This window comes from Pseudoalteromonas sp. P1-11 (assembly GCF_001399995.1).
GTDB lineage: Bacteria > Pseudomonadota > Gammaproteobacteria > Enterobacterales > Alteromonadaceae > Pseudoalteromonas > Pseudoalteromonas atlantica.
Genome location: NZ_LJSP01000003.1, coordinates 376,471 through 401,031, shown reverse-complemented (window position 1 = coordinate 401,031; position 24,561 = coordinate 376,471). Strand labels below are relative to the sequence as shown.

The following is a 24,561-nucleotide window of genomic DNA, read 5'->3' as shown; positions in this document are numbered from 1 at the left end:
AAAGCAGTTTTTATATTAAATACATGAGCTTATTAATTGTATTTACGCCTTGAAATTACCCCCTTTAGTACACATATTACAAATTAAAGCTATTGTTACTAAGGAAATAAACCGCTACATGACGCACCCATACATTAAACGCTTCGCTCAAAACACACAGGTAACGGGGGAACCCGAGGTAAAGCCAAGTGCTCAGCCTAAAACCCGTGTGGGCATTTTAGGTGGCGGCACAGCAGGGGCAACAATAGCTATTCGATTGGCAGCGCTAGGGATTCATACCACTATTTTTGAGAAAAAAAAGTCACTTATAGATGGCCCACCTATGTGCCATTTACATGCCGGTGGTAATTTATACCGTGAAATACCAGACGAAGACTGCATAGATTTACTCAAACAATGTATTGATATTTTACGCCTATACCCCTACACCATAGATGTACGCCCAACCGTGTTTGCAGTTCCTACGCGCGATGACGACTCACCCGATGATTTACTACCACGATTAAATAAAATCACCAACGCGTATAAAGAGTTAGTTGAGCAAGACCCTAACAACAAAGTGCTTGGCGAGCCCGACAATTACTACCAGCTGTATAACCATGAACAAATGATAGCGCTGAGTAAAAAAGAGCAGGTTAGTGAGCCTAAAACGCTAGATGAGTGGATGATCCCCGTTGCTAAGCACCTAAACTTAAACAAAGTAAAATACCCGCTAATTGTTGCGCAAGAATACGGGTGGAATATTTTTAGGTTATCGGCCAGCGCCCAACTTGCGCTTGCCCAGTACGAACACGCTAATGTACTTACCAGCACAGAGGTAAAGCAAGTTAGCCAAGCTGAGCAAACCAGTGCCAATAACCAATCGCCAACCTGGAAAATTGAATACCAAAACAACCAAAGCGACTCTACGCAAACAGTAGAGGTAGACTACCTTATTAATGCCTGTGGCTTTCAAACCGGTATTGTAGATGACATGGTAGGCGTAGAGGCCAAACGTATGGTTGAATTTAAAGCCTCTTACATTACGCATTGGCAAGGCGCTGGCGGGCAAATTCCGGAAATTATTATCTATGGTAACCGTGGCACGCCAGAGGGCATGGCACAACTAACGCCTTATCCTAATGGCTATTATCAAATTCATGGTATGACCAACTCAATTACCTTGTTTAACGATGGCCTAGCCGATACCCCCGAGCAAAGTGCACAGCCGCAATTGCCAGCTAAATACTTAAATTACATAAACAATGGGTGGGATCAGCAGGTACTAAAAGCGCGTAGCCAAAAAGCCATTGATTATGTAGCCGAGTTTGTTCCGGCATTTAAAAACGCTAACCCGCAAAACAATGCCTTGTTTGGTGGCCAGCAAATCCCAGGAGAAGACGACACCTTGCGCGTCGCAGATGTTAGCTTATATTCGCATATTAGCTACGCACGAGCCGAAAACGTAAAAGCGTCATCTACCTTAATCGCTGCCGATGAAATAGTGGCTGAATTTACTAAACTTGGCTTAATAAGCGACGATGCGCACATAAATGAGCATCGTACTCATCACCAGTGGACGTATCTTCAACAACACAACCATGCAGATATAACCAAGGTTGCACAATTACTCGCAAAAGAGCGCGGTTTTCCTACAGATATGGCAACAATTAATAATTGCATTACAAGTAGCGGCATAACCAGCAACTAATTGTTTTTATTGGCGTAACGAGGTTTAATAACTACGTTACGCTACACTTTACTCCCTTTTTAAACTCCTCAAAAAATTTATTAATAAACCTGCAAATAACCCTTGCGTTATGACATAGTTTGTCACAGAATAGCCTCAACGTCATGACATAGTGTGTCATAGCGTAATGATTGCTTTAACCTAATTTAATTTTATGTTCGGTGATCAAACCTATTTTTGTGAGGACAATATGAAACGTATATTTTTGTTTTTATTAACTAACCTAGCGGTTATGTTGGTATTAGGTGTAGTGCTTTCAATAATAATGAGCGCGCTGGGTTTAAGCCATCGTAGCCTTGGCGGAATATTACTTATAGCCTCTGTATTTGGCTTTGGTGGCTCGTTTATTTCATTATTTATGTCTAAGTGGATTGCTAAAAAATCAACGGGCGCACAGGTAATTACTCAACCGCGCAACGAAACCGAGCACTGGCTTGTACAAACTGTATCAGCACAAGCTCAAAAAGCAGGTATAAAAATGCCTGAAGTAGCAATTTACGACAGCCCAGAAATGAACGCCTTTGCAACCGGCCCAAGCAAAAACAACTCGCTGGTGGCGGTAAGCACAGGTTTATTACATAACATGAATCAAGACCAAGCCGAAGCCGTACTTGCCCACGAAGTATCGCACGTAGCTAACGGCGACATGGTAACGCTTACGCTAATACAAGGCGTGGTAAATACCTTTGTAATATTTGCTGCCAAAGTACTGGCAGGCATAGTTGATAACTTTTTAAATGGCGATGAAGAAGAGGGCGGTAGTAGCTGGTCTTACTTTTTATTCGACATGTTATTCCAAGTTGTATTTGGTGTGCTTGCAAGCATAGTGGTAGCAAGTTACAGCCGTAAGCGTGAATTTGCAGCCGACAGCGGCGCAGCTAAATTAGTAGGTGCAGACAAAATGCGCTCAGCTCTTGAGCGATTAAAGCAAAACCATCCATCGCAATTACAAGGCTCAATGATGGCCTTTGGTATAGCAAGTGGAAAAGGGATGGCTGAACTGTTTTCATCTCACCCACCGCTTGATGCGCGAATAGACGCCCTGCGTAAATAAGCTAACCCTTATTTAAAAACACAAAAGCCAGCTAATTAGCTGGCTTTGTTTTTGGTGTAATATTGAGATAATTTATTTGCTCAAATAATTTAGAGTAATAGTGCAATTGCCTAATACAATTTAATAAGCTCAAATCATCTATACCAGTCACCTATTAGAACAAGTTCTCATTATACTGAGCCAGTTAGGAATGTTTGAGTTACCTATTTCTCCCATCCCATAGGCATTGACTGTAGATGTTCCACTCGTTACTTTCAGAACTTCAATATATAAGTAGTAATAGTTATCATGACTAACTGTTATTTCAGCAACTCCTAAGTCCGAATATATGTTGGTATAAGTAGCATTTGAGAAGTTAATTTTTTGCTTTTCTGCTTTCTCATCCCAACATTTAACAAGAGCCTGGTAGTTAGCGTTAAAAGTTAAATTATCTTCTTTTATATCAGGAGAGTAGCGAAGAGCATCTTTATTATCTCTTGGAATGGTCACCATTGAACTACAACCCCCAAGAAAGATTGCGAATAAAATGACTACTTTTAACATCTTAAGTTCCTTTATATTTTTATCCATGAAATTTAGCCTAACTTTAATGTAAAAAATTAGGCTAAGTTAGCTATAAAACTATAGCAGCTCATTCTGACTGAGAAAAAATAATATCAGTAATTCCCTCAGGTGAGAGTATTTCAATCCAGTAGCCGTCAGGGTCTTTTATAAATGCTAAGCCCTTCATTGAACCATCATCCGGCTTTTTAACAAATTCTACATCGTACTTTGCAAAGCGCTCACTCGCGGCGTATACATCTGGTACGCTAATGCCAATATGGCCAAAGCCTTTAGGCTCTTGGTTACCGCTGTGGTAGCCCTCAAAGCTATCGTCGTCTTCTGTGCCCCAGTTATGGGTAAGCTCAATTAGCGCAGGGCGACCAAATACCCATTTAGCTTTGGTTTTATCATCACCTTGCGGCTGCTCTGGCTCGTAGCCTAAAAAGTACAATGTAAACTTCATTTCAGGAAAGTCATACTTACCTAACAGCTTCATACCTAATACATTTTGATAAAATTCGAGCGACGGTTTGGGATCTTTAATACGCAACATAGTTTGCTGCATCACATAGCCTTGAGTGGCCTGTTCAATTTGCTCTGGCGATTCGTTATAGCTAGACATGGTAATCCTTTGTATAAATTAAGAAGCGAAAACTTAGATATAATGCTTAAACCAACATAATCAACTCTCAGCTAAATAAAAACTCATCCGCATACATCACTATTTATAATGGATTAAGTGCATAAAGCAGAAGTTACTAAATATACCACATTATTTTCTAAGCCATTTTCCTAGATGAGTTAGGAATATGGATGATTTTTAATTATCTAAATACTCATAAACTATACCTAAACAAGGATTTAGGGTATCAAGTATGATTTGTATGGATGAAAATATAACTGAATTTGGCAACATGAGTGTATTGCTTAATATCCAAAGTGAAACAAGTTACTGTATACAGTGGTTTAGCAAAATGACCGGCGCAACAGTTATACTTACCCGCAAAGCATCACGGCAGTACCAAGTTACCAGAAAGTGGGCTTCAGGGCGCGAGCTTGACGATGTATTGAGTGAGTTTACCCATGCTAACCAGGCAATTATTCACTTTTTAAATAATGTTGATATAGCAAAAATTAACGAACAAAGAATTATTGCAGCAAAATATCACTGCATAAATTTATTTGCAGAAGCTGAAGGGTTAAGGCCAATAACCAACCTTAATTTACCAAAACCTAGGCTACAAGAAGCGATTGGCAAAAAGGTGTTGATAAAATCAACATTAGGCAATAACAACATAGCAACCGGATTATTACTTCAGCTGGTGGGCAACCAAGTTGAAATACAAGTCAACACCGACGATGCATACTGTGACCAACCAAGGCAAAAATTTTATACCAAGCAAGTATCTATTTGCTAAATTAACCAACTGTTTTTATTGGCAGTTTTACTTTAATAGTAAAACCGCCATCATTAATAACTTCAAAACTCCCCCCTAATGCCATAGAGCGTTCTTGCATAAAAGCTAAGCCATAGTGTCCGGTGTTGTCGGTTAACTTTACACTATCGCCGTTATCTCTAATTTCCAACTCACTAAAATGCTCGCTCGATTTAATGTTTATAGTTAGTAAGTTTGCATTACTATGTTTAATACAATTTGTTACTGCTTCTTGGCAAATTCTATAAACCGCAATTTCATGCTCTTTAGAAAGCGCTTGCTCTAGTGTAAAACTTACTTCGTAACTTATATTAGCCTGATTAAGTAAGCTTTTTAAGCGTCCCTGAACCACTGCTTTTTTAAGCCCTAGCTCATCAAGTTCTCGTGGGCGTAAATAATGCATTAACTGATAAACAGAGTCGTACATGGCATTTGCATTATTTTTTAATGTTGTAACAAATGTTTGTGTTTTTTCATTACTAATATGAGACAAAATAGCTAAATCTGTTTTTAAAGCTGTTAAGTTTTGGCCAAGTTCATCGTGTAACTCTTGTGAAAGGTGTTTACGTTCATTTTCTTGAACGGTAACCATTTTAGCTGCAAGGCGCGAGTTTTGATCAAGCTGCTTAGTGAGTGCTCGGTTAATTTTTTTTAACTCTACATTTTTACGTTTTAGCTCAGTAATAGCCGCGCCTAGCACCATGCTGGTAATGGCATTGGCTAAAATAAATAGTTGGCTTATATAAGTATTACTCGGTTCGTCAGTAATGATTGCTTCAACAATTATTAAAGCGTTAATAAGCATTGCGCTAGTAATTGCGCCTACAATACCAAACCGATACGAAAACCGAATAATAGGCAACAAAGATGCAAGGCGAAGTAACGGGTAGGTATCGGGGCGTAGTAAGTATGCAAATATCAGCACAAATATTACTATGGCTAATGTTAAGGTTAAATTAGTCACTTTAAGTAATGCAGGGCGCTTTAATGGTAGCTTTAAAGAGTGAACCAACATAATAAACGGCGCAATGAGCAACGAGCCTGTTATATCGCCTAGGCACATATTTAATTGATACTGCAATAGCTCTTTAGCAAGCTGAATGTTTGTAAATTCGAATGCGCTTGAAAACAAAAACCACTTTATTGAAGTGCTTGCTACACATAACAAAATTAACGAAAGTATACCTAAGCTATTATTAATGCTTGGCGGCCAACGACTGTGTTTAAACACATACACAAGCGCATAAAAACAAAGCTCTTGCCAAAAGCCATGCAGTAAATTAAACTCCCAAACACCAGAACCTAAATACCCAAAGTGCGCTGCCAAAGCACGAGACGATAACCACAAAGTGACCCAATAGCGTGTTGGCGAAAGCAAATAAAAAGCAATTTTTATTCCCGCAGGAATAAATATAGCACTACTCTCTGGCACGGTTTCTAAATTAGTGCCAACCCAAAAAGCAGCAATGCAGGCAACAAAATATATTCCACCTAGTAAAAGGTGCTTTGTAATTTCTTTAATACATGCAATAGCAGAAAAGTTAAAAGCAGGTAGTGTACTAGGTAAGTTCATCTAGCTTTATTACTCCAGCATCAATGGCTATTTTTAACAGTTCAAACGAAGTGGTTACATTAAGCTTGCTGTAAATATTTGCCTTATGCACGTGCGCTGTTTTAGGCATTATTTCTAATTGTTGCGCTATTTGTTTCGCATTTAACCCTTTTGCTAACAGTGGTAAAGCTTCAAGCTCTCGGTTAGTTAACATAGTTAAAACTGAGCTTTGTGTATTTAGTGCAAAATTTACGTCTTCACTTATATAGCGTTTACCCAGCGCAACCGATTTAACTGCATCAATTAGCTCTTCCGACGCAGAGCGCTTAGACACATAACCAAGGGCGCCTAGGCGAAGTGCATTACTCACATAAGGTTCGTAATCGTGCATGGAGGCAACAATTGTTTTTATTTCAGGGAAATTTTCGTTAAGGTAGGTTAAAAACGTAAGGCCAGTTTGAGATTCATTAAGTGATATATCTACAATAAATATATCGGGTTGCTCAAGTGCAACGGCTAGTATTGCTTGGTCAACATTGCAAGCTTCTATTATTACTTCCCAGTCTGCATGTAGTTCTAATAGTTTTTTAAAACTGTCGCGTACTAATTGATGATCTTCAATTATTCCAATGTGCATGTATTTCTCCCTTTAGATTTATTATACATTGAAATACTTAACCATTAGCCAAAATATTTATTAAATTTAACTACCTAGTAAATATGACACTGCAAAAATAAAAGGGCAATAACGCTCAGTATTTATATATTTAAACGCAGACATTATAAATTAAATATAAGAGCTAAGTAGCCAAAATTTATACCCTAAGTAAAGGGCAGCATGCGTTCGGCTAGAACTCATGTTTTAAAACAAGGAACTTTTATGGCTATTACTATCAAAACAGGCACAATTGACGATGTAACCGCAGTGAGTAAACATGTCCCTGAACTATTAACCACTATTGATAATCAAACAGTACACAAACGTTTAAATAATAAAAAAGCACTTATATTAGTGGCCTACCTTGAAGATACATTAGTCGGTTTTAAAATTGGCTATGAGCAATCAACTACACAATTTTATAGCTGGCTTGGTGGCGTACATTTTAAATACCGTAGGCTTGGTATAGCTAAAAAGCTACTTATTCATCAGGAGCAATGGGCCGCTGAGCAAGGCTACACGCATATACATGTAAATTCGATGAACCGGTTTCCTCAAATGCTCACTATGTTAATCACAAACGGCTATCACATAGGTGGCTATGTCGATAAACAAAGTACGATGCAAAGTAAAATTAAGTTTGTAAAACAATTAGCAAAATAAAATAGGGCGCTTTATTCATCGTTATTTAACTATGTGCCATGTAGGGTTTAATTAACTATTGCAGGAACTGCTTACAGTAAGTAAATAACGCATATAAAGGAGTGACTATGTTTTTTGATGATATGCAGGGCTTAATACGCGTACTTATTATTGGCGTGCTGGGTTATGTAGCGCTGGTATTTTGGCTGCGTATATCGGGTAAGCGTACGCTTTCTAAATGGAACGTGTTTGATTTTATTGTCACTATTGCGCTGGGATCTATTTTAGCCTCGGTGATCATTACAAAAAGCGTTGCGCTGCTAGAGGGCATGCTCGCGTTTGTTGTGTTAATAGGGCTGCAATATTTTATTACGTGGCTAAGTGTACGCTCACCTAAATTTGCTTCGCTTATAAAAGCAGAGCCTACGCTATTGCTGAGTAATGGTGAATATTGTACGGCGGCGCTTAAATCGCAGCGGGTAACTAAATCAGAAATTCGCGCTGCCATTCGTGGTGCGGGTATATTAGCCATAGAAGATGTAGCCGCCGTAGTGCTAGAAACCGACGGCAGTTTTAGCGTACTTAAACAAAATAACAGTGGGTTAAAAACTGCGTTAAGTGATGTAAGCGAGCAATAAAGTAAGGCGCTAGTACTTATATTAATTAAGGCAGGTTTAATACCTGCCTTATCTTTTATTAAAGCCTAATTTATTTAGCGTGATGCTCTAACAAACTAAAGGTAGGTAAACGCCACTTAAAGCGAATTGACGCCATACGTATTAAGTAGCCTGCAACAAGGCTTACAATAATGCTGATGTTGTCATCAATATTGTAATGGTGCAGTGCTAGGAATAAGCTGGCAACCAGTAACGATACACTCGCGTATAGCTCGTTATGGAGTACTAAAGGCGCTTGGCGACATATTAAATCGCGCAGTAAGCCACCAAATACACCGGTTACAACCGCAGCCACAACGCAAATACCATAGTGCAGGCCCATATTTAGCCCAACTTGGCAGCCAATAATGCTAAACGCCGCAAGCCCTAGCGCATCTAAGCGCATAAAAATGCCTTTAAATTTAACAACCCATTTGGCAAGCCAGGTAGTAACAATACCCGCTATACAAGTAATTAATAAATACTCTGGGTGCTGAACCCAGGTAAGTGGGTAATTGCCTAGTAAAATATCTCGCACGCTACCACCACCAATTGCCGTTGCACTGGCAACCAGTACAACGCCAAACCAATCCATTTTCATTCGCCCAGCGCTAAGTGCGCCGGTCATGGCTTCTGCGGTAATACCAACAATATAAACAACGGTTAATAGCATGAGATAATCACTTGAAAATTGCACGTAAAAATAAGGTGTGGATTGTATAGATAAATTAAGTAAATAACGAATGAAAAATCATACTAAATTGGCTTAATTCAGATAGAAATAACTAATAACAAAACCGTGTGTAAACAAGCTGTTAAGCTAATCGCTTCGCAAAAGTTAGCTGTCGTAGAATAAAGGACAAATGGCCGTAATTTATAAAATAAAACAGGCTATTTTATTGCTGCATTTTAAACCTCAAAGCTCGGTATTTTCCCTATACGGTTAAGTATTTTGCAAACTAATTGGCGTCTTTAAATTAACCTAATATGAATATTTGGTTGCGTGGTAGCAATTTAGGAACGTATACTAACGATTCTTAACTTAAATGGAATTTGCGTAATCGCAGTTTAATCAGCACAGGTAAATACATGAACAAAGGATTGTTAAAAGCGTGGAATGACGAAAAGGGCTTTGGTTTTATTAAATCAGACACCCTAGAGCGCGACACCTTTATACACATTTCAGCGCTCAAACATATGAGCCGCAAACCTAAAGTGGGCGACACCATTTATTTTGAAGTCGCTACACAGCCTGATGGTAAAAACAAAGCCGTAAATTGCCGGATAGAAGGCGTAGCTGCACTTAAATTCACGCCTAAAAAATCAAACCATCACCGTGTTGCTAAATCTAATTTTACCGACAGCTTTTTAGGCAAAGTAGCCTCAATTAGCATTATCGCCGTACTTGGCTTTATCGCGTTAAATAAATACAACCATTATCAAAGTAGTGAGCAATTTAATAACCAAACACCTGTTATTACGAATGCCGATTTAGCCACTTTTGATGAAAAATATCCAAAAATTGTAATTCCTCAAAACACACAAAATTTTACCTGTGACGGCAGGCAGCACTGTAGCCAAATGACTTCCCGTGCAGAGGCGGTATTTTTTATAAATAACTGCCCGAATACAAAAATGGATGGTGATAGAGATGGTGACCCATGTGAGAACGATACAAGGTTTTAAAATGAGTGGTAATTTTAGAAATAAATTAGTTAAAGGTTAAGTTTAAGATAGGTTTTACTGTGTGCGTATATAAGTACAGTGTTGCGAGGTTTGCGCCATAACATAATTAAAAGTCGTTATGGGGTTAAATAACAAAGGCTACTGAGTAGCAATTGTTATTGTCTGTTTATAAACGAGTTGTTTGGTGTAATTACCGAACAACGTAATCTACGCCGTTTTGGGGTGTTATAACTCCTCAAAGTGAGGTTCAATAAGCAGTTATGTTTAACCGAGCTCCAATGCATTTTTCTAATAAAAAAGAACGCACGTTGGCTGATATAGAAGATACGTTTTATAAAGCTATGAGCGAGAACACCGTATTTTTATCTGTTAAAAAATCTGCATCTGCTTTAGAAAAACTTATTAAAACTGCTGAAGACTTAGCTGAAGAAATGGGTAACTTAAGAGAGGCATTTGAAGAGTCATCAAATTCATCTAGTAAAGTGGCTGGTGCTTTAAATTGGCTAACAGGCGCGCTTGTTTTAGTTGGCGTTGCTCAAGTAGTCGTCGCATTTATTAAATAAACATAACAAGGTGTTTTAAACGCAGCTAAAACAGTTGGTTAGGTTTCGCTCCGCTACAAATTATAAACCACTGCTTTAGTCCGCTTAATGCGGCGTTGACGCTATAGAATTACTCTTTTTAAATAAAAACAGCCTGTTTTATGAGTCCAAAATGCATTACCTAATGCTTTAAAAACGCTTAGAGTTAATCACAGAAGCTCGTTTTTTAATTGAATTTGGCTGTTGGAGTTATTCTACAGTCTTGTTATGTGTGCATGTGGTGTTCATTACTGAATTGGTTTCTAAAACGTATAAAATTAAAATTCATAAAGCTTGAGGAAATAAAATGAAAGAAAGTAATATTTTTAAGGATATGGAAAATGATATTAATTCATCTAATTTAGATGAAACCGCAAAAAAAAAGTTTTATGAAAATATATTAAATTTAAAAAATAAACAAACAAACTTGATGATAACTGGCGCAACAGGTTGTGGTAAAAGCTCTACAATAAATGCGATGTTCAATATGGATGTTGCTAAAGTTGGTATAGGTGCTGACCCCGAGACAATGGAAATAACAAAATATGAATTAGATAATCTAATTTTATGGGATAGTCCTGGATTGGGGGATGGAAAAGAGAAAGATATAAAACATTCAAAAGCGATCATTTCAAAGCTTAATGAATTGGATTCAGATAACAAGCCACTAATTGATTTAGTTTTAGTTATTTTAGATGGTGGAAGTCGGGATCTAGGTACATCTTATGAATTAATAAATTCGGTAATTATTCCTAATATTGGTGAAAATGCAAAAGATAGAGTTTTAATTGCTATCAATCAGGCCGATGTAGCAATGAAAGGCAGATATTGGAATTTTGTAAGTAATAAGCCTGAACCTAAGCTCGTCGATTTTTTAAATGATAAAGTTAAATCTGTGAAAAATAGGGTTAAAGAAGCAACAGGAATAAATATCGAGCCTATTTATTATTCAGCAGGTTTTAAAGATAGTGATGAAGAACAAAAACCTTACAATTTATCTAAGCTACTTTATTTTATTGTTAAAAATACACCTATAGATAAACGATTGGCTTATGTGAATGCTACTTCGGATGAGAAAGAAATGTGGCAAGATAGCGATGAAATCAAGGATTATACGGCTGAACTTCATAAGTCATTTGTAGAAACTATTGTAGAAACATCTAAGGCAGGCGGAGAAATAGGTAAAGAGCTTGGTAATATACTGGGTATGGGAAAAACGGGTGAAGCTATTGGTAAAGTTGCTGGAGCCGCGGTTGGAGCTGTAAAATCTTTAGTCAGCAGTGTTGGCTCTATTATCAAAGATCTATGGTAATTGAATGTATAAAAATTATAGAGAAACAGATTTCATTACAGGCTTAAATATTATTGGGATCAATCCATTAGATATTATGGTTACAGGAGTTACAGGAGCTGGAAAATCTACAACATTAAACAGTATATTTCAAAAGGATATTGCTAAGGTTGGAAAAGGTGTAGATCCTGAAACAATGACTTTAACGAGTTATATGCTCAATGATTATTTCCGACTGTGGGATACTCCTGGTTTGGGGGATGGAATCGAAAAGGATCGTGAACATTCTAAAAAAATAGTTGAGTTGCTCTACAAAGATTATTCTATGAGCGATAACAAGCATGGCTTTATAGATATGGTTCTAGTGATCATAGAAGGCTCAAATAGAGATATGGGAACAAACTATAAACTATTAAATGAAATAATTGTCCCAAATTTCCAAAAAGAAAGAATTGTTGTAGCTGTAAATCAGGCTGATATGGCAATGAAAGGTAGATACTGGGATTATACCAATAATGAGCCAATGGAGAAACTAAAGGATTTCTTAGAGTCTCAGACTATTTCTATTCAAAATCGAGTAAAGGAAGCTACTGGAGTTAGTATCATTAAGCCTATCTATTACTCAGCAGAATATGGGTATAATATTGATGTCCTCCTAGATTTACTTGTTGATAATATGCCAAACCAAAAAAGAAATTTAGTTTTAAAGTAAAAGCATACATGCAAGTCGTTTAATAGGTATAATTTTTTAGTTTGTGTATCGGTAAGTTTAGACTTATTAGTAAAAAAGCTAAAACTGTATACTTGTACTTTATCATCGGAGTTGTTTGATGAGTACGGTATTATCGTTAAGGATAGTTCCTAGTTTCACTTAGCTTTGTGCGGATGAAATTTTAATAAATTATGGAGTAAATATTAAGGTGGAAAGTAACTTAGTAAAAATATGCTATGAAGGAGAAACTGGATCATCTGATATCAGGACATGCCAGTACGAAGATATTCTTCACGTGTCACTTAAAGATGTATTAATTACTCTTAACAAAGAAAATAGAGAGCTAGATGAAAAGCATATATCTAAATCAATGGCAGGAATAATAAAAAATCAACTTAGTTCATTAGATACTGATGAATATATTATGATTCCAGCCATAAATCCCACTTTCACAGAAGAAAAAGAAATTTTTGTAACTCAACCCGGATTATTTCGTGTTCTATCAAGTGACAAAAGCAAAGCAGGTAAAAGATTTCAAAAATGGCTATATCATGAAGTAATACCTTCTTTAACTAAACATGGTTGTTATCCACCGCCATTAATTCCTAAAGGTTCAGCTTTATCGCAAATGGCCGAAATATTGGCTCAAAATTCAAGGGCTCTAGCTAATGCGATTGTTCGTCAAGACAAATTGGAAACCGAAGTTGAAGATGTAAAATCTAAACTTGGAAGTATAGACGATCGCCTTGCATCAATTGAAGTTGGTGATAAAGATTTAAAACATATTATTACTGTGAAAGAAAGGCTTGAGTTTTTAAATATTACAGTATCAAAGAGTAAAGAGTTTGAGATTGTTGTTTGGTGCGAAAATATAAACTTTAAATATTCAGAACCAAGAATTGCATGTCCTTCAGGTGAAAGAACTAGAGCACGTTACTCGGTTAATATAATAGATGAAGCTATCGAGTTAGTTATTCAAGCTGGGAATTGAAGCTTATGAATAGTGAGCAGAGACATCAATACATATATTGGCTAAAAGCTTTTAATAAAGGCTATTTTTAACCCTCTAAAAGCGAAGCGCCTCATAGCCTCTTTGTGGATTAGCCTTAAAAAATAAGATGGCTGACACTTCAAACATAAAACATCGGCGAATTAGAAAGGCAAGGGGTCAAATCTTGACTTCACACATCAAAACTTAAATTAGTCAAAATTGCTTTGATATAAGCTATTTATAGCCTCTAAAAGCGAAGCGTCTTATAACCTCTCTGTGAATTAGCCTTTAGATTACGAAAAGGGTATTAACTTGAAATACGAACGTATTAAATTTAACTGGGAGAGTTTTATTTGTTTAATTAGATTTGACAAGTTGCTACGTTACAAGGAACGTTTAGTTAAGGCTCTAGCATTGCTAATTACCTTATTATCATTTTATTCAAATGCAGAAACTAAAGTCTATGAAGGGTTTCAGTTTTATGAAGTAGCTCCTACATCTAAAAACGATCTATTAAGAACGTTAAATAGGACTTCACCGATAAGGGAGAATGGAGAAGTTTTTCATGGATATACAAAATATAATATTAACTGGCGGTTTTGGTGGAAGACCAATGACAATCAATGTGTTTTTACTAAAGTTGAAACAACATTAAAGTTAAAATACACACTGCCTAAATTAAAATCTTCGAAACCTGATGTTAAAGCTATTTGGTCTAATTGGTATCCAAACTTGAAAACTCATGAAGAAGGGCATGGTGAATTAGCTAAAAATATAGCTAATAAAATAGATAAAAAGTTACTTTCTATTGGCCCTAAATCTGACTGTAATATATTAGAAAAATCTGCAAATAATTTAGCTTACAAGTTAATGGATGAATTAAAGGAAGCAAATAAAAATTACGATGTAAATACTAATCATGGCGAGACACAGAAGGCATGGTTGTATTTGCATTTGGATAAGAGTGGGGGCAACCATTAGGAAAAATATGAGCTGAATGGAAGCAACCTTGACTTCATACATCAAACCTAAATTAGTTAAAAGCTTTTGATATAAGCTATCAATACCATCTAAAAGCGCAGCGTCTCATAATCTCTTTGTGAGTTAGTATCTAGATTACTAAGAAGGAGGAAAATTGGAATGCGCAAGGCGTATACTTCAAGCGTAAAACATCGGCGAATTAGCACTCTTATTCACGCCGATGTTTATAACCTATTTAAGTAACTACATTACTCGTAAGGCATTAAGCCTTAGTCTGCTTTACGGTTAAGGCTAAATAAGCAGATTGCTAGAAGTAACGTTGCAATCATGCCTGATGCACCAGCAACGCCTGATGGTAGGATTCCATCACGCCCAGCAATAATTAATACTGCATTTGCAAGCATTGCAACCGCGCCTGCTAGGGCTGTAAGGCCGCCAATGGCTTTGCCACCTTTAGCTAAGTAAGACAGGCCAAAAACAACAGCTGCTAATCCTAATAATAATTTAGCTGCGTAGTAAATCATAAATGATAAAGACACCACGCCGCCAATTAAAGGTTGTGCGCCTTCTACTGCGCCCGCTACTTTGCCAAATGTTGAAAACAACGTTAGGCCAATGCTTACCTGTACTATGTTAAGTATTGCGCTAAATGTGATAGCCGACCAACCTAGTTGAGCGTTTTTAGCTTGCACCATAGTGGTACTTGCAAAGGCCACAAGCACAGTAAACAGCACGGCTTCTAGTCCCCATGCATACTGTCTTGAAAAGCTAATTTCAGCACTGTAAAGGGCAGTAAAAATAGCTTGGGTTATCGCCAACGCCAACAATAACGATGCTGTAATTAGGGTGGTGCGCTTATGTGTAAATTCCATTATGTACCTCTTATAATTTTATATTTGACGCTTTAAAAGTTGTAGTCGCTTTGCATACATCAAACAGATGAAAGTATTGTTGCTATAAGACAGGTAAAGCGGAGTAATTATTTCACTAAAACCAATAAAAATAATAATTAATATCAAATAGGCTAAAACTTGCGCTTTTAATGAAACTTAAATTGGCAAAGCCACATTGAGTTAAGCTGTTAAGCCTATAAAAGCGAGGCGCCTCTTATCCTTTTTATGAATTAACCTTTAAATTAAATGTTGGGGTTACTTCGACTAACTAAGGTGGTTGTTTATTTAAAAGGAAATTAAAACAATCGCTTAATAAAGCATATATACCCACAAACAATGTTTATGGGTATTTTGTGTGACCAAGCTAAATATTATTTATTAAGATAAAAGCCTAAAGTGAGACCAATCACTTAATGCGATAATAGTTTGCTCTGTAGGCGGGGCTACATAGATTAAACCTGCAATGGCAATTATTGATGCCAAGGTAATTAATTTATTGTCGAAGTCAGCTATTTTTAACGCGGTGCCAAAGGAGCGTTTAATGGTGACATTGCTTAAATCTACACTGTAAATTTCATCGAGTAATAAATGAATTAACCCGCCGATTAAAATAAACCCACCTGTTAACCAGGCAAAGGTGGCTGCTTGTGTGGTTGTTTGCTCGTTTAGTTGCCACGTTACTTGCGTTGTTAAAAGCGCGCATAGCACTAAAAATAATAACGAGTGGCAGCTGCCTCTGTGCACGGTGATCCATTCAAAAATGGGCCTAATAATGTATTTCATAAACCCGTACACCAATAACGGCACTACGATTAGCACTATAAAACTAATTTCGATTATTAGCTCGGTGGTTATGTAATGCAGCACCAGTAATACAGCGCTTAGTGCGAATAAGTTAAAAATAGTATTGAGCGAGGTTGAGTTATCTGAGTCTATGTCGGGTAATAAGCCGCCAATTGAGCCTAAAAACCATAACCAAAGTGCGCCGTTTAAATCAATATGGCCTGCAGATAATAAAGTGGCCGAGCCTAAACCTGTGATGATGACTGCAGTATTAAGATGAGTATTGAAATTTGCCATTGTATCTCTTGATAGAAAAATAGGTTGGCATTCTAGCAATTGAAAAGTTCATTGTTCAATTTACTTTAAAGGTAAGGCGTAAATAACTTAAGTACTTAATATTAAACGCTGCGTTATGAATGATTTTAACCTAAATGGTTATGGATTTTTGTAATAGGCAAAACCCGTTGAATAAATCAACGTGGGTAACACTATTAAAACCTCTGCATCATTTGTTAATTATTAATATGTTATAGTGTTGCAATACGTGTTTGATATAGTATAACATTCAACGCATTCTAATTTCCCTTAATAGAGTTTGAATGTGAGTACACCTACAGCTGTTAATCAAACATCACCGAAAGAATCTCCACGTGTGGAACAAACACGTAATGAAGCCCTAAATACAACTCAAGCCGCTACTCAAGCAGTTAAAAGCGAAGCCATTATTGAAGTGGACTCGTTAAGTTTTAGCATTAAAAACAACGCCATTTTAAAAAACCTAAACTTTAGCGTAGGCTCAGGCGAAATTTACGCGTTACTTGGCGGTAACGGAGCGGGTAAATCAACCACGTTAAAAACTTTGCTTGGGTTTAATAAACCCACTCAAGGCTCTGTAAAAGTAGCGGGCAAAGAGGTAACACACGCACTTGATTTTGTACGCGGCAAAACGGCGTATTTGCCAGAGTCGGCAACGTTATATCCGCATTTAACTGCCCGCGAAAACGTGGCGTATTTTTTATCGCTTGCTGATATTAAAAAAACCGATGAACAAATTAATGCTGCGTTTAACCGTGTAGCGCTACAGCAAGCTGCATGGCAGCGTCCTATGCAAACGTATTCTAAAGGCATGAGGCAAAAAACCGCGATTGCACTGGCTATTTTACGCCAAGCACCCATATTTTTACTCGATGAGCCTACATCGGGCCTTGACCCTGTTGCTATTGATGAGTTTAACCAGTTAGTGCGTGAGCTTGCATTAACCGGCGCCACTATTTTAATGGTAACGCACGATGTATACGGCGCATGCCAAGTTGCAAACCGAATTGGTTTATTAAGAGCGGGCGAGCTGGTGGGCGAATTTGACGCGCCTCAAAACGGCCGAATTGATACCGAGCAAGTTCATGCCGCGTTTGCACAAAGAGGCGCGTAATGAGCAAAAATAACTTTTCAAAGGTGGTGATAGTTGCCAAAGATGAGTGGCGCTATTGGCTTCGCTCAAAACTGGCGATGACCGTTTTAGCCATAGGTTTATTATTTACGCTTTCATCGGTGGTGGTGACTGCCATAACAATGCACGAACTCAGCCACACTCGTAATGAATTACAAAGCAATGCAGAGCAAAGCTTTGCTGAGCAGCCCGATCGCCACCCACACAGAATGGTGCATTACGGGCATTACGCATTTAGAACCCCAACCCCACTGAGCACCCTAGATCCGGGGATTGATGCCTACACAGGTAACTCAATATTTTTAGAAGGGCATAGGCAAAATAGTGCAATGTTTGCCGAGCAGCGCCAAGGCACAGCTTTAACAAAACTTGGCAGCTTAACGCCAGCTTTTATAGTGCAAACATTAGCGCCGTTACTGCTTATTTTAATTGGTTACAGCTCTATTAGCCGTGAGCGCGAATCGCAAACGTTGTCGTATTTATTAGCGCAAGGCACCAAAGGCAGCACGCTTATTGCGGGTAAAGGGCTAGCGCTTTTGTGTGTTGTTGGGTTAATTATTGCGCCATTAGCGGTGTCGGCGTTATTTACGCTGGGCGCGGGTGAGAGCCTTTTAGCAGTTGTTAGTTTTATTGTGGGCTATGCATTGTATTTAAGCGTGTGGGTGTTAGTTGTTTTATTAGCATCGAGCGTGTTTAGTAAAAATAGTGGCAGCTTTACAGCGCTTGCGTTTGTGTGGATTTTACTGTGCATTGTTATGCCCCGCGTAGCAAGTACCAGTGCCTCTACGGCTGTGCCATCGGCCGGTAAAATAGAAACCGACTTTGCAGTAAAAGCTGAGCTTAGAAAACTAGGTGATGGCCATAACACCAACGACCCCGCCTTTAAGCAATTTAAACAATCTCTGCTAAAAAAATACAACGTAAACAGCATTGATGAGCTACCAGTAAACTTTAGAGGGTTAGTGGCCAGTGAATCAGAGGCTAAACAAACTAAGGTATTAAACCAGTTTGCCGAGCAGCGCATGCAAAGTGAGCTTAAACAAACGCAGGTATCGCGTTACTTTGGTTGGGTATCGCCTATGGTGGCTATTCGCTCGCTGTCGATGATTGTAGTGGGCACAAGCATAGAAACCCATCATCGCTTTTTACGCGAAACCGAACAGCTGCGCTTTGATTTTGTTCAAGGGCTTAACAAAGTACACATTGAAAAGCTTGATTACCAAGTTGATATGAACCGTAACGCCAATACCGAGGCTACTAAAAAAGCGCGCGTAGGATCAGAGAACTGGCAAATACTGCAAAACTTTACCTTTGATGTAGATAGCGCTGATGTTCGCGCGCAAAGAAGTGTACCTGCTTTTTTACAGTTAATACTGTGGATTGTAGTACTTGTAGGCGGTATTAAATTGGTAGGAAAACGTTTGATATGAGTTATTTAATTACACAACTTACACGAGAATGGGGCTTTTTACTGCGTCAAAAGTACCTTGTGGTATTGCTGTTATGTAGCTTTGTTTTATCGGGCTTTGCAATATACAGCGGGCTTAGCGAAGTAAGTGCGCAGCAGCAAACAATAGAGCGTTTAAAAGAGGCAGATCAAAGCGACCGCGCTAAAGTGCATCAAAAGCAAGACGATCCGGGCATGTTGGCTTATTACAGTTTTCATTTAACGTATTCTCAGCCATCTAACCTTGCATTTGCTGCATTAGGGGAACGCGATATATTCCCGTGGAAACACCGTATTAATTTATTGGCAATAGAGGGGCAAATTTACGAAAGCGATTCGCAAAATGCCGAGCTGGCACAGGCCGGTAAAATTGATTTTGTATTTGTAATTAGCGCCTTAGCACCACTGGTTATTATTTTGCTGTTTCATGACTTATTTGCAAATGAGCGCACTAGCGGCAGGCACGACTTACTGGTTACTACGGCTAAATCGTACTTTGCCTTGTGGGGCGCACGTATAACGGTAAGGTTTTTAGCAGTAATAGTATGTTTAATGCTGCCATTTTTTATAGGTGCATTTATAGCTGGGGCAAGCGCGTTTGAAATTGCGTATGTATCGCTACTTTGTATTGCATACCTTGCATTTTGGACTGCGCTGAGTGTGTGGTGGGGCAAAAACGCGACTAGTGCGCCGCGCGTAGCCTCTGGCCTAATTGGTTTATGGGTATTATTTGCTTTTATTATTCCTATTTTAGGCGACCTTGCTATAAATAAGTCGGTGCATTCGCCTAAGGGTGGCGACATTATGCTTACTCAGCGTGAAGCCGTAAATGATGCCTGGGATTTACCAAAATCTGCCACTATGCAGCCTTTTATTAAAGAGTACCCAGCACTTGCGCCATACATTGCTATGAGCAGTGAGTTTGAGTGGAAATGGTATTACGCATTTCAGCAAATGGGCGATTTAAAAGCAGCGCCGCTCTCTAAAGAATACCGAGACGCAGCCGCTAAAAAATATGACTTAGCAGGCGTTGTGTCGTGGTTTTCGCCACCGCTGTTATTGCAGCGCAGCTTAACGCGAGCCGCCCAAACCGACTCAGTAGCGGCGTATGCATACGAGCAGCAAATTCGCGATTATCATCAGCAATTACGTGAGTTTTATTACCCTTGGTTATTTTATAAGGGTAACCCGCCTAAATCAGTTCTAAATAATATGCCACGCTTTGAGGCTATAGCAAAGTAACCCTTACTAGGTGCGCTAAACGCCGTTGTTTAGCGCACCTAGTAACAACACCATAATTATAAAATACTTATATTACTAACAAGGTTCACAATGAAAACCAACACAACAGGGCTTAAGCTCACCTATTTAAGTGCGTGCCTAGTAAGCTTATTTAGCAGCCAGGTTTTAGCTGCTGATCAAAACCAGCAAACACACAGCGCAAACACAAACATTGAAAGACTGTCTGTAGTTGCTACGCGCCAAGCTTACCAAGGTAACTTTAGCCAACTAGAAACTCCACAATCAGAGCTTAAAATTGATTTAGAAGCGCTTGAAAATGCAGGTGCAGTAAGCCTAGACCAAGCGCTTGATTTATCGGCCTCGGTTGCACGGCAAAATAACTTTGGTGGGCTTTGGAATAGTTTTTCGTTACGTGGCTTTGTAGGCGACGAAAACCTACCCAGTAACTACTTAGTAAATGGTTTTAATGCTGGGCGCGGTTTTGGTGGCTCGCGTGATTTGTCGGGTATTGAGTCGGTTGAGGTTTTAAAAGGCCCGCGTGCGGCTTTATTTGGCCGTGGTGAGCCAGGTGGTACAGTCAACCTAGTTACTAAACGCCCAACGCTTGATACGCAAGGTGAAATTAAGCTCTCGGTAGCGAGTTTTGATACTTACCGCGCCGATGTAGATTACACCACAGCGCTTAACGATGACGTTGCAATTAGATTGGTTGGTTTTTACGAAGACGCCCAGAGCTTTAGAGACACCATAGAAACCACTAAACACGGCTTTAGCCCGTCAATAGTGTGGAATATTAACGACAGCAGCCAACTTGTTTACGAGCTTGAATACAGCGACCAAGAAGTGCCGTTTGATAGAGGCGTATTAGCCATAGATGGCGAACTTGGGCTTATTCCACAAAGCCGTTTTTTAGGTGAGCCGGGCGATGGCCCAATCGAAGCCGATGTACTAGGGCATCAGTTAGAGTACATTCATGACTTTGGTGATAACTGGAGCATTTTATTTGGTGCAAACTACCGTGATACCTCTATGGAAGGCTTTGCAACCGAAACCGGTTTTGGCGGCGTAGTTAATGGCGAAGTAAACCGCTTTAGGCGCTACCGCGATTTTGATGCTCAATACCATGTATTGCGTGCAGAGCTAAGCGGCAGCCTTGAGCTGGGCGGTTTTGAGCACCGTTTAATTATGGGTGTTGACGCTGATAAATTTGAAAACGATCAATTTATTTTACGTGTACGGGGCGATCAATACATTAATGTATTTAACCCTGTATACGGCGCGTATGAATTACCAACGCCTACATCTAATACCGACCGCGTAGAGATTCAAGAGTCGGTAGGGGTATTTATTCAAGACCAAATAAGCGTAACCGATAAGTTAGATATTCGTATTGGTGCCCGTTTTGATGATTACGAGCAGCGCTTAAATAACCGTTTAGCAGGCACTAATACTAAACAAACGCAGTCGCGCGTGAGCCCGCAGTTTGGTGTGGTGTATGAAGCCGGTGATTATGTATCTGTTTATGCAGCCTACGGCGAAAACTTTCGCCCGCTTTCGGGTGCTGATACCAATGGCGATGGTTTTGAGCCAAACCAATCTACCTCTGCTGAGCTAAGTGTAAAATTTACCCTTAACGATGGTGCGTTATTTGGTACCGTTGCTGTATTTAAAGTAGATCAAGACAACATGCTAGTAGTAGATGACCCAACAGCGTTTACCTACGCAGCCATAGGCGAAGCGCAAAGTAAGGGAATAGAATTAGACCTAACGGGTGAGCTTAGCGATAGTTTAGAAATTTGGGCGTCGTATGCGTATGTAGATGCCCAAATACAAAACGCATTTTTTGATGCTAACTTTGGCTACACAGTAGAGGCCGGCGAGCCACTTTTAAATGTACCAGAGCATCAACTTAGCTTGCAGCTTGTTAAATCGGGCGAGTTATATGGCAATGCAATTAAATTTGGTGGCGGGCTATTATTTGTAGATGAACGCAATGGCTATTTTGGTACCGACTTTAAACTACCCAGTTATACAACCGCGCGTGTATTTTTAAATTACGATGTAACAGACGCGATTGGTGTTAAGGCTGAGGTAAATAACCTGTTTGATGAAACGTATTACACAAACTCGTTTGCCGATGCATGGGTACAACCTGGTACCCCGCGTAACGTTAAATTTTCTGCCTCTTATAAGTTTTAATTGGTATTTTGCTCTGTAAACGTAAAAAGGTCGCTTAGCTAAAGCGACCTTTTTTATTTGGCGTGTTTGTATTTTTTTAATATTTTAGAGTACTCGCCTGAATTTTTTAACTTTTGCAGCTGTATATTAAAGTCATCACGTAATTTTTTTGATTTAAATAAATAGCCACTAGGGCTTTTACCAAACAGCGCAAAGTGATCTACAGGTTGTGTGCTATCAATACCTTTAAGGGTTGAGCGATAGTAATTAAAACTTTGTTTATCCATTTGAATCACATTAGCCTTGTTTGAAAAAAGCATTTTAACTTGAAGAGATTGGTCGTACACTTCGTAATATTGTGTATTGGCTTTTGCCATTTTTGCATATTCTTCACCTAAATGTATGCCGGCGCTGGGCCACGAGATTAAGCTGTAATGTGTTAAATCTGAAATTTTAGTAAAGTTAAAATGCTTGCTCCTTAGGGCTATCGCAACGTTTTCGTATTCATAGGCTTCATTTGATATATAACCGCTTAGGAGATTGCCGTTTTCTGTGCTTAAGTTTATGTCGGCTAGTATGTCGAGCTTTCCATCTATATACTCTTTAGCGCGGCGAGTATAAGGGTAATAGCGTGGCTCTATTTGATAACCTAAAGGGGTTAACGCGGCTTTAATAATATCGAGGGTTAGCCCGCTGTTGGTATGTGACATTACAAAAGGTGGTAGGGTTTCGCCAAAACCTACAACTAATTTTTGTTTAGTAGGCGATGCACAGGCAAAAGAGGATACAAGCAGTGTAGTTATTATAAAAAAGTTTAACTTCATTAGGCTGTTTAAATTAACTTAGCATACTAAAAAGATAGTAACTAAGTGGTTATGTAACAAGTAAATAGCCCATTAAAGTATGATTAAATACCTTTAATGGGCAAGTATTAGGCACAAAAGGTTAAACTTGGCACCGTTTAAAAAGGTGCGTAGCCGTCTGGCGTTGTTTTTGGCGTAGTCCAACGCTCTTTTGCATCAATATCTGTACGTTTAGAACCCGGCGCTGGTATACGGCCATTATCGCCAAAAAGCCATAACACTAGGTTTGTTCTGTCGCCACTGGTTATAGGTTTTGCCGCGTGTGGTACATTGCCTTTGTGGATCATGGCGGTGCCTGGTTTAAAGCTAAGTTGCACAACTTTTTCGTTTACTTGGTCGTAAAAATCAAGTTCTGATCCGCTAAATTCTTCCCCAGGTAAGTTTAAATTAATATTTAATGTTACTGATGATGCATCAGTATGCGGACGAATAGACGCATCTGTACTTGGGTCGTAATAAATAGAAAAGCCGAATGTTTGCGTATCGTAACCTATGATTTCAGGAAACAATAAACGTGAAATAGGGCGCATGTATGTATTTAATACTTGGTTATAAAATGCCTGAAAACTAGGAGCAGCTAAATAGCCCTCTGAGCGTTTGTCGAGCATGGCGCCGCGGCGGTTTAATACAATACCGTACGGTGGACGCATAGGAATGTTAGCATTCCATACTTTTTCTAGGTAACCACGTAAAACTGCTAGGCGCTCAGGATCAAAAAATTGAAACTGATAAACATCAGTCGCTACTTCTTCTAGTAGTGATTTTACTAAATGCTCTTTAGATGGATCTTCCCATGCTGCATTAACGGCTTCACGTAAGTTTTTATCTAGTAATGAATCGTCAAGGGTAAAGGTGGTTGTATCTACTTCGGTTTCTTCCCACTCTTTCCAGGCTTGTGTAAGTAGTTGGTCGTTGTTGTACCAAAAATGCTGTACAGAGTGCTCACGATTTAACATGGCTTCTCTTGAAGGTAACGCTAGAGCACGAGCAAGTTGTAATTGGGTGGCAGACATAATGTGTAACTCCAGTTGTTGAATTAGGTTTTATCAATCTAGGAGTGCAATTTATTATATTTATAAAGTTAGATAAATAAGGTGTTTTAGGAAACAGTATCAAAATAATGTTTATAATTAGGGGCGGAATGAATAGAATTAGCTGTTAGCTGTTAGCTGTTAGCTGTTAGCTGTTAGCTGTTA

The 24,561-nt window shown here is 38.8% G+C and carries 24 protein-coding genes; 15 read left to right on the top strand and 9 right to left on the bottom strand.

What is annotated here, in order from left to right; translation table 11 throughout:
- Positions 1–118: 118 nt before the first annotated feature.
- Both AN390_RS07505 and htpX read left to right on the top strand, forming a co-directional pair.
- Complete coding sequence (locus AN390_RS07505; RefSeq protein ID WP_055253650.1) at positions 119–1,690, top strand: FAD-dependent oxidoreductase; 1,572 nt, start codon at positions 119–121, stop codon at positions 1,688–1,690.
- 229 nt (positions 1,691–1,919) lie between these two features.
- Positions 1,920–2,783, top strand: coding sequence for a protease HtpX (gene htpX / locus AN390_RS07500; protein WP_024033579.1), 864 nt, complete (start codon positions 1,920–1,922; stop codon positions 2,781–2,783).
- Between the two features lie 147 nt (positions 2,784–2,930).
- On the opposite strand, the gene AN390_RS07495 is transcribed toward htpX, so the two are convergent.
- Both AN390_RS07495 and gloA read right to left on the bottom strand, forming a co-directional pair.
- A complete protein-coding gene (locus tag AN390_RS07495) occupies positions 2,931–3,353 on the bottom strand; it encodes a hypothetical protein (protein ID WP_055253648.1) in 423 nt (140 codons plus the stop codon).
- A 61-nt stretch (positions 3,354–3,414) separates the two neighbouring features.
- Positions 3,415–3,948: a lactoylglutathione lyase gene (gloA, locus tag AN390_RS07490; RefSeq protein WP_055253646.1), complete on the bottom strand. Its 534-nt coding sequence runs from the start codon at positions 3,946–3,948 to the stop codon at positions 3,415–3,417.
- A 262-nt stretch (positions 3,949–4,210) separates the two neighbouring features.
- Between gloA and AN390_RS07485 the strand changes: the two genes are divergently transcribed.
- Positions 4,211–4,744 (top strand): hypothetical protein, encoded by a 534-nt coding sequence (locus AN390_RS07485; protein WP_232423975.1) that lies wholly within the window; start codon positions 4,211–4,213, stop codon positions 4,742–4,744.
- Between the two features lies 1 nt (position 4,745).
- Here AN390_RS07485 and AN390_RS07480 read toward each other — a convergent pair whose 3' ends face one another.
- Both AN390_RS07480 and AN390_RS07475 read right to left on the bottom strand, forming a co-directional pair.
- Positions 4,746–6,335 carry an MASE1 domain-containing protein gene (locus AN390_RS07480; RefSeq protein WP_055253644.1) on the bottom strand — a complete coding sequence of 530 codons (1,590 nt, stop codon included), beginning with the start codon at positions 6,333–6,335 and terminating at the stop codon, positions 4,746–4,748.
- Complete coding sequence (locus AN390_RS07475; RefSeq protein ID WP_024033583.1) at positions 6,322–6,951, bottom strand: response regulator transcription factor; 630 nt, start codon at positions 6,949–6,951, stop codon at positions 6,322–6,324. Before AN390_RS07475 ends, AN390_RS07480 begins: the two co-directional genes overlap by 14 nt.
- 243 nt (positions 6,952–7,194) lie before the next feature.
- Here AN390_RS07475 and AN390_RS07470 point away from each other — a divergent pair, with 243 nt between their 5' ends.
- Together AN390_RS07470 and AN390_RS07465 are read left to right on the top strand one after the other, a co-directional pair.
- Positions 7,195–7,635: a GNAT family N-acetyltransferase gene (locus AN390_RS07470; protein WP_055253642.1), complete on the top strand. Its 441-nt coding sequence runs from the start codon at positions 7,195–7,197 to the stop codon at positions 7,633–7,635.
- 107 nt (positions 7,636–7,742) lie between these two features.
- A complete protein-coding gene (locus tag AN390_RS07465; RefSeq protein WP_055253640.1) occupies positions 7,743–8,252 on the top strand; it encodes a DUF421 domain-containing protein in 510 nt (169 codons plus the stop codon).
- 70 nt (positions 8,253–8,322) lie between these two features.
- Here the strand turns inward: AN390_RS07465 and AN390_RS07460 are convergent, their stop codons facing one another.
- Positions 8,323–8,943, bottom strand: coding sequence for a trimeric intracellular cation channel family protein (locus AN390_RS07460; protein ID WP_055253638.1), 621 nt, complete (start codon positions 8,941–8,943; stop codon positions 8,323–8,325).
- Positions 8,944–9,359: 416 nt separating this feature from the next.
- Here AN390_RS07460 and AN390_RS07455 point away from each other — a divergent pair, with 416 nt between their 5' ends.
- The 6 genes from AN390_RS07455 (at position 9,360) to AN390_RS07430 (ending at position 14,512) form a co-directional block, all read left to right on the top strand.
- Positions 9,360–9,956, top strand: a complete 597-nt coding sequence (locus tag AN390_RS07455; protein ID WP_055253636.1) for a cold shock domain-containing protein — start codon at positions 9,360–9,362, stop codon at positions 9,954–9,956.
- Positions 9,957–10,234: 278 nt separating this feature from the next.
- Positions 10,235–10,519, top strand: a complete 285-nt coding sequence (locus AN390_RS07450; RefSeq protein WP_157686035.1) for a hypothetical protein — start codon at positions 10,235–10,237, stop codon at positions 10,517–10,519.
- A 325-nt stretch (positions 10,520–10,844) separates the two neighbouring features.
- The gene (locus tag AN390_RS07445) at positions 10,845–11,849 is read left to right on the top strand and encodes a GTPase family protein (RefSeq protein ID WP_055253632.1); all 1,005 of its coding nucleotides are present in this window, start codon (positions 10,845–10,847) and stop codon (positions 11,847–11,849) included.
- A 4-nt stretch (positions 11,850–11,853) separates the two neighbouring features.
- A complete protein-coding gene (locus AN390_RS07440) occupies positions 11,854–12,540 on the top strand; it encodes a GTPase family protein (protein ID WP_055253631.1) in 687 nt (228 codons plus the stop codon).
- A gap of 208 nt (positions 12,541–12,748) precedes the next feature.
- The gene (locus AN390_RS07435; RefSeq protein WP_029774369.1) at positions 12,749–13,531 is read left to right on the top strand and encodes a BRO family protein; all 783 of its coding nucleotides are present in this window, start codon (positions 12,749–12,751) and stop codon (positions 13,529–13,531) included.
- Positions 13,532–13,843: 312 nt separating this feature from the next.
- Complete coding sequence (locus AN390_RS07430; RefSeq protein WP_055253629.1) at positions 13,844–14,512, top strand: DUF922 domain-containing Zn-dependent protease; 669 nt, start codon at positions 13,844–13,846, stop codon at positions 14,510–14,512.
- A gap of 269 nt (positions 14,513–14,781) precedes the next feature.
- Here AN390_RS07430 and AN390_RS07425 read toward each other — a convergent pair whose 3' ends face one another.
- Both AN390_RS07425 and AN390_RS07420 read right to left on the bottom strand, forming a co-directional pair.
- On the bottom strand, positions 14,782–15,384 hold the full coding sequence (locus AN390_RS07425; RefSeq protein WP_055253627.1) for a hypothetical protein: 603 nt from the start codon (positions 15,382–15,384) through the stop codon (positions 14,782–14,784).
- Between the two features lie 399 nt (positions 15,385–15,783).
- On the bottom strand, positions 15,784–16,485 hold the full coding sequence (locus AN390_RS07420; RefSeq protein ID WP_055253625.1) for a metal-dependent hydrolase: 702 nt from the start codon (positions 16,483–16,485) through the stop codon (positions 15,784–15,786).
- A 304-nt stretch (positions 16,486–16,789) separates the two neighbouring features.
- Between AN390_RS07420 and AN390_RS07415 the strand changes: the two genes are divergently transcribed.
- From AN390_RS07415 to AN390_RS07400, 4 genes are all read left to right on the top strand, one after another.
- Complete coding sequence (locus AN390_RS07415) at positions 16,790–17,617, top strand: ABC transporter ATP-binding protein (protein ID WP_173644029.1); 828 nt, start codon at positions 16,790–16,792, stop codon at positions 17,615–17,617.
- Entirely contained in the window at positions 17,617–19,065 is a 1,449-nt protein-coding gene (locus AN390_RS07410; RefSeq protein WP_055253620.1) for a DUF3526 domain-containing protein, read from the top strand. Before AN390_RS07415 ends, AN390_RS07410 begins: the two co-directional genes overlap by 1 nt.
- Positions 19,062–20,324, top strand: coding sequence for a DUF3526 domain-containing protein (locus AN390_RS07405; protein WP_055253618.1), 1,263 nt, complete (start codon positions 19,062–19,064; stop codon positions 20,322–20,324). Before AN390_RS07410 ends, AN390_RS07405 begins: the two co-directional genes overlap by 4 nt.
- 90 nt (positions 20,325–20,414) lie before the next feature.
- Positions 20,415–22,523, top strand: coding sequence for a TonB-dependent siderophore receptor (locus AN390_RS07400; RefSeq protein ID WP_055253614.1), 2,109 nt, complete (start codon positions 20,415–20,417; stop codon positions 22,521–22,523).
- 53 nt (positions 22,524–22,576) lie between these two features.
- On the opposite strand, the gene AN390_RS07395 is transcribed toward AN390_RS07400, so the two are convergent.
- Both AN390_RS07395 and AN390_RS07390 read right to left on the bottom strand, forming a co-directional pair.
- The gene (locus AN390_RS07395) at positions 22,577–23,326 is read right to left on the bottom strand and encodes an ABC transporter substrate-binding protein (protein ID WP_055253612.1); all 750 of its coding nucleotides are present in this window, start codon (positions 23,324–23,326) and stop codon (positions 22,577–22,579) included.
- Positions 23,327–23,463: 137 nt separating this feature from the next.
- Positions 23,464–24,378, bottom strand: a complete 915-nt coding sequence (locus AN390_RS07390; protein WP_055253610.1) for a 2OG-Fe(II) oxygenase family protein — start codon at positions 24,376–24,378, stop codon at positions 23,464–23,466.
- Positions 24,379–24,561: the final 183 nt, after the last annotated feature.

Excerpts from the sequence above, each read along its gene's own strand:
- AN390_RS07505 (WP_055253650.1), top strand. The coding sequence starts at position 119 with ATGACGCACCCATACATTAAACGCTTCGCTCAAAACACACAGGTAACG.
- htpX (WP_024033579.1), top strand. The coding sequence starts at position 1,920 with ATGAAACGTATATTTTTGTTTTTATTAACTAACCTAGCGGTTATGTTG.
- AN390_RS07495 (WP_055253648.1), bottom strand. The coding sequence starts at position 3,353 with ATGGATAAAAATATAAAGGAACTTAAGATGTTAAAAGTAGTCATTTTA.
- gloA (WP_055253646.1), bottom strand. The coding sequence starts at position 3,948 with ATGTCTAGCTATAACGAATCGCCAGAGCAAATTGAACAGGCCACTCAA.
- AN390_RS07485 (WP_232423975.1), top strand. The coding sequence starts at position 4,211 with ATGGATGAAAATATAACTGAATTTGGCAACATGAGTGTATTGCTTAAT.
- AN390_RS07480 (WP_055253644.1), bottom strand. The coding sequence starts at position 6,335 with ATGAACTTACCTAGTACACTACCTGCTTTTAACTTTTCTGCTATTGCA.
- AN390_RS07475 (WP_024033583.1), bottom strand. The coding sequence starts at position 6,951 with ATGCACATTGGAATAATTGAAGATCATCAATTAGTACGCGACAGTTTT.
- AN390_RS07470 (WP_055253642.1), top strand. The coding sequence starts at position 7,195 with ATGGCTATTACTATCAAAACAGGCACAATTGACGATGTAACCGCAGTG.
- AN390_RS07465 (WP_055253640.1), top strand. The coding sequence starts at position 7,743 with ATGTTTTTTGATGATATGCAGGGCTTAATACGCGTACTTATTATTGGC.
- AN390_RS07460 (WP_055253638.1), bottom strand. The coding sequence starts at position 8,943 with ATGCTATTAACCGTTGTTTATATTGTTGGTATTACCGCAGAAGCCATG.
- AN390_RS07455 (WP_055253636.1), top strand. The coding sequence starts at position 9,360 with ATGAACAAAGGATTGTTAAAAGCGTGGAATGACGAAAAGGGCTTTGGT.
- AN390_RS07450 (WP_157686035.1), top strand. The coding sequence starts at position 10,235 with ATGCATTTTTCTAATAAAAAAGAACGCACGTTGGCTGATATAGAAGAT.
- AN390_RS07445 (WP_055253632.1), top strand. The coding sequence starts at position 10,845 with ATGAAAGAAAGTAATATTTTTAAGGATATGGAAAATGATATTAATTCA.
- AN390_RS07440 (WP_055253631.1), top strand. The coding sequence starts at position 11,854 with ATGTATAAAAATTATAGAGAAACAGATTTCATTACAGGCTTAAATATT.
- AN390_RS07425 (WP_055253627.1), bottom strand. The coding sequence starts at position 15,384 with ATGGAATTTACACATAAGCGCACCACCCTAATTACAGCATCGTTATTG.
- AN390_RS07420 (WP_055253625.1), bottom strand. The coding sequence starts at position 16,485 with ATGGCAAATTTCAATACTCATCTTAATACTGCAGTCATCATCACAGGT.
- AN390_RS07410 (WP_055253620.1), top strand. The coding sequence starts at position 17,617 with ATGAGCAAAAATAACTTTTCAAAGGTGGTGATAGTTGCCAAAGATGAG.
- AN390_RS07405 (WP_055253618.1), top strand. The coding sequence starts at position 19,062 with ATGAGTTATTTAATTACACAACTTACACGAGAATGGGGCTTTTTACTG.
- AN390_RS07400 (WP_055253614.1), top strand. The coding sequence starts at position 20,415 with ATGAAAACCAACACAACAGGGCTTAAGCTCACCTATTTAAGTGCGTGC.
- AN390_RS07395 (WP_055253612.1), bottom strand. The coding sequence starts at position 23,326 with ATGAAGTTAAACTTTTTTATAATAACTACACTGCTTGTATCCTCTTTT.
- AN390_RS07390 (WP_055253610.1), bottom strand. The coding sequence starts at position 24,378 with ATGTCTGCCACCCAATTACAACTTGCTCGTGCTCTAGCGTTACCTTCA.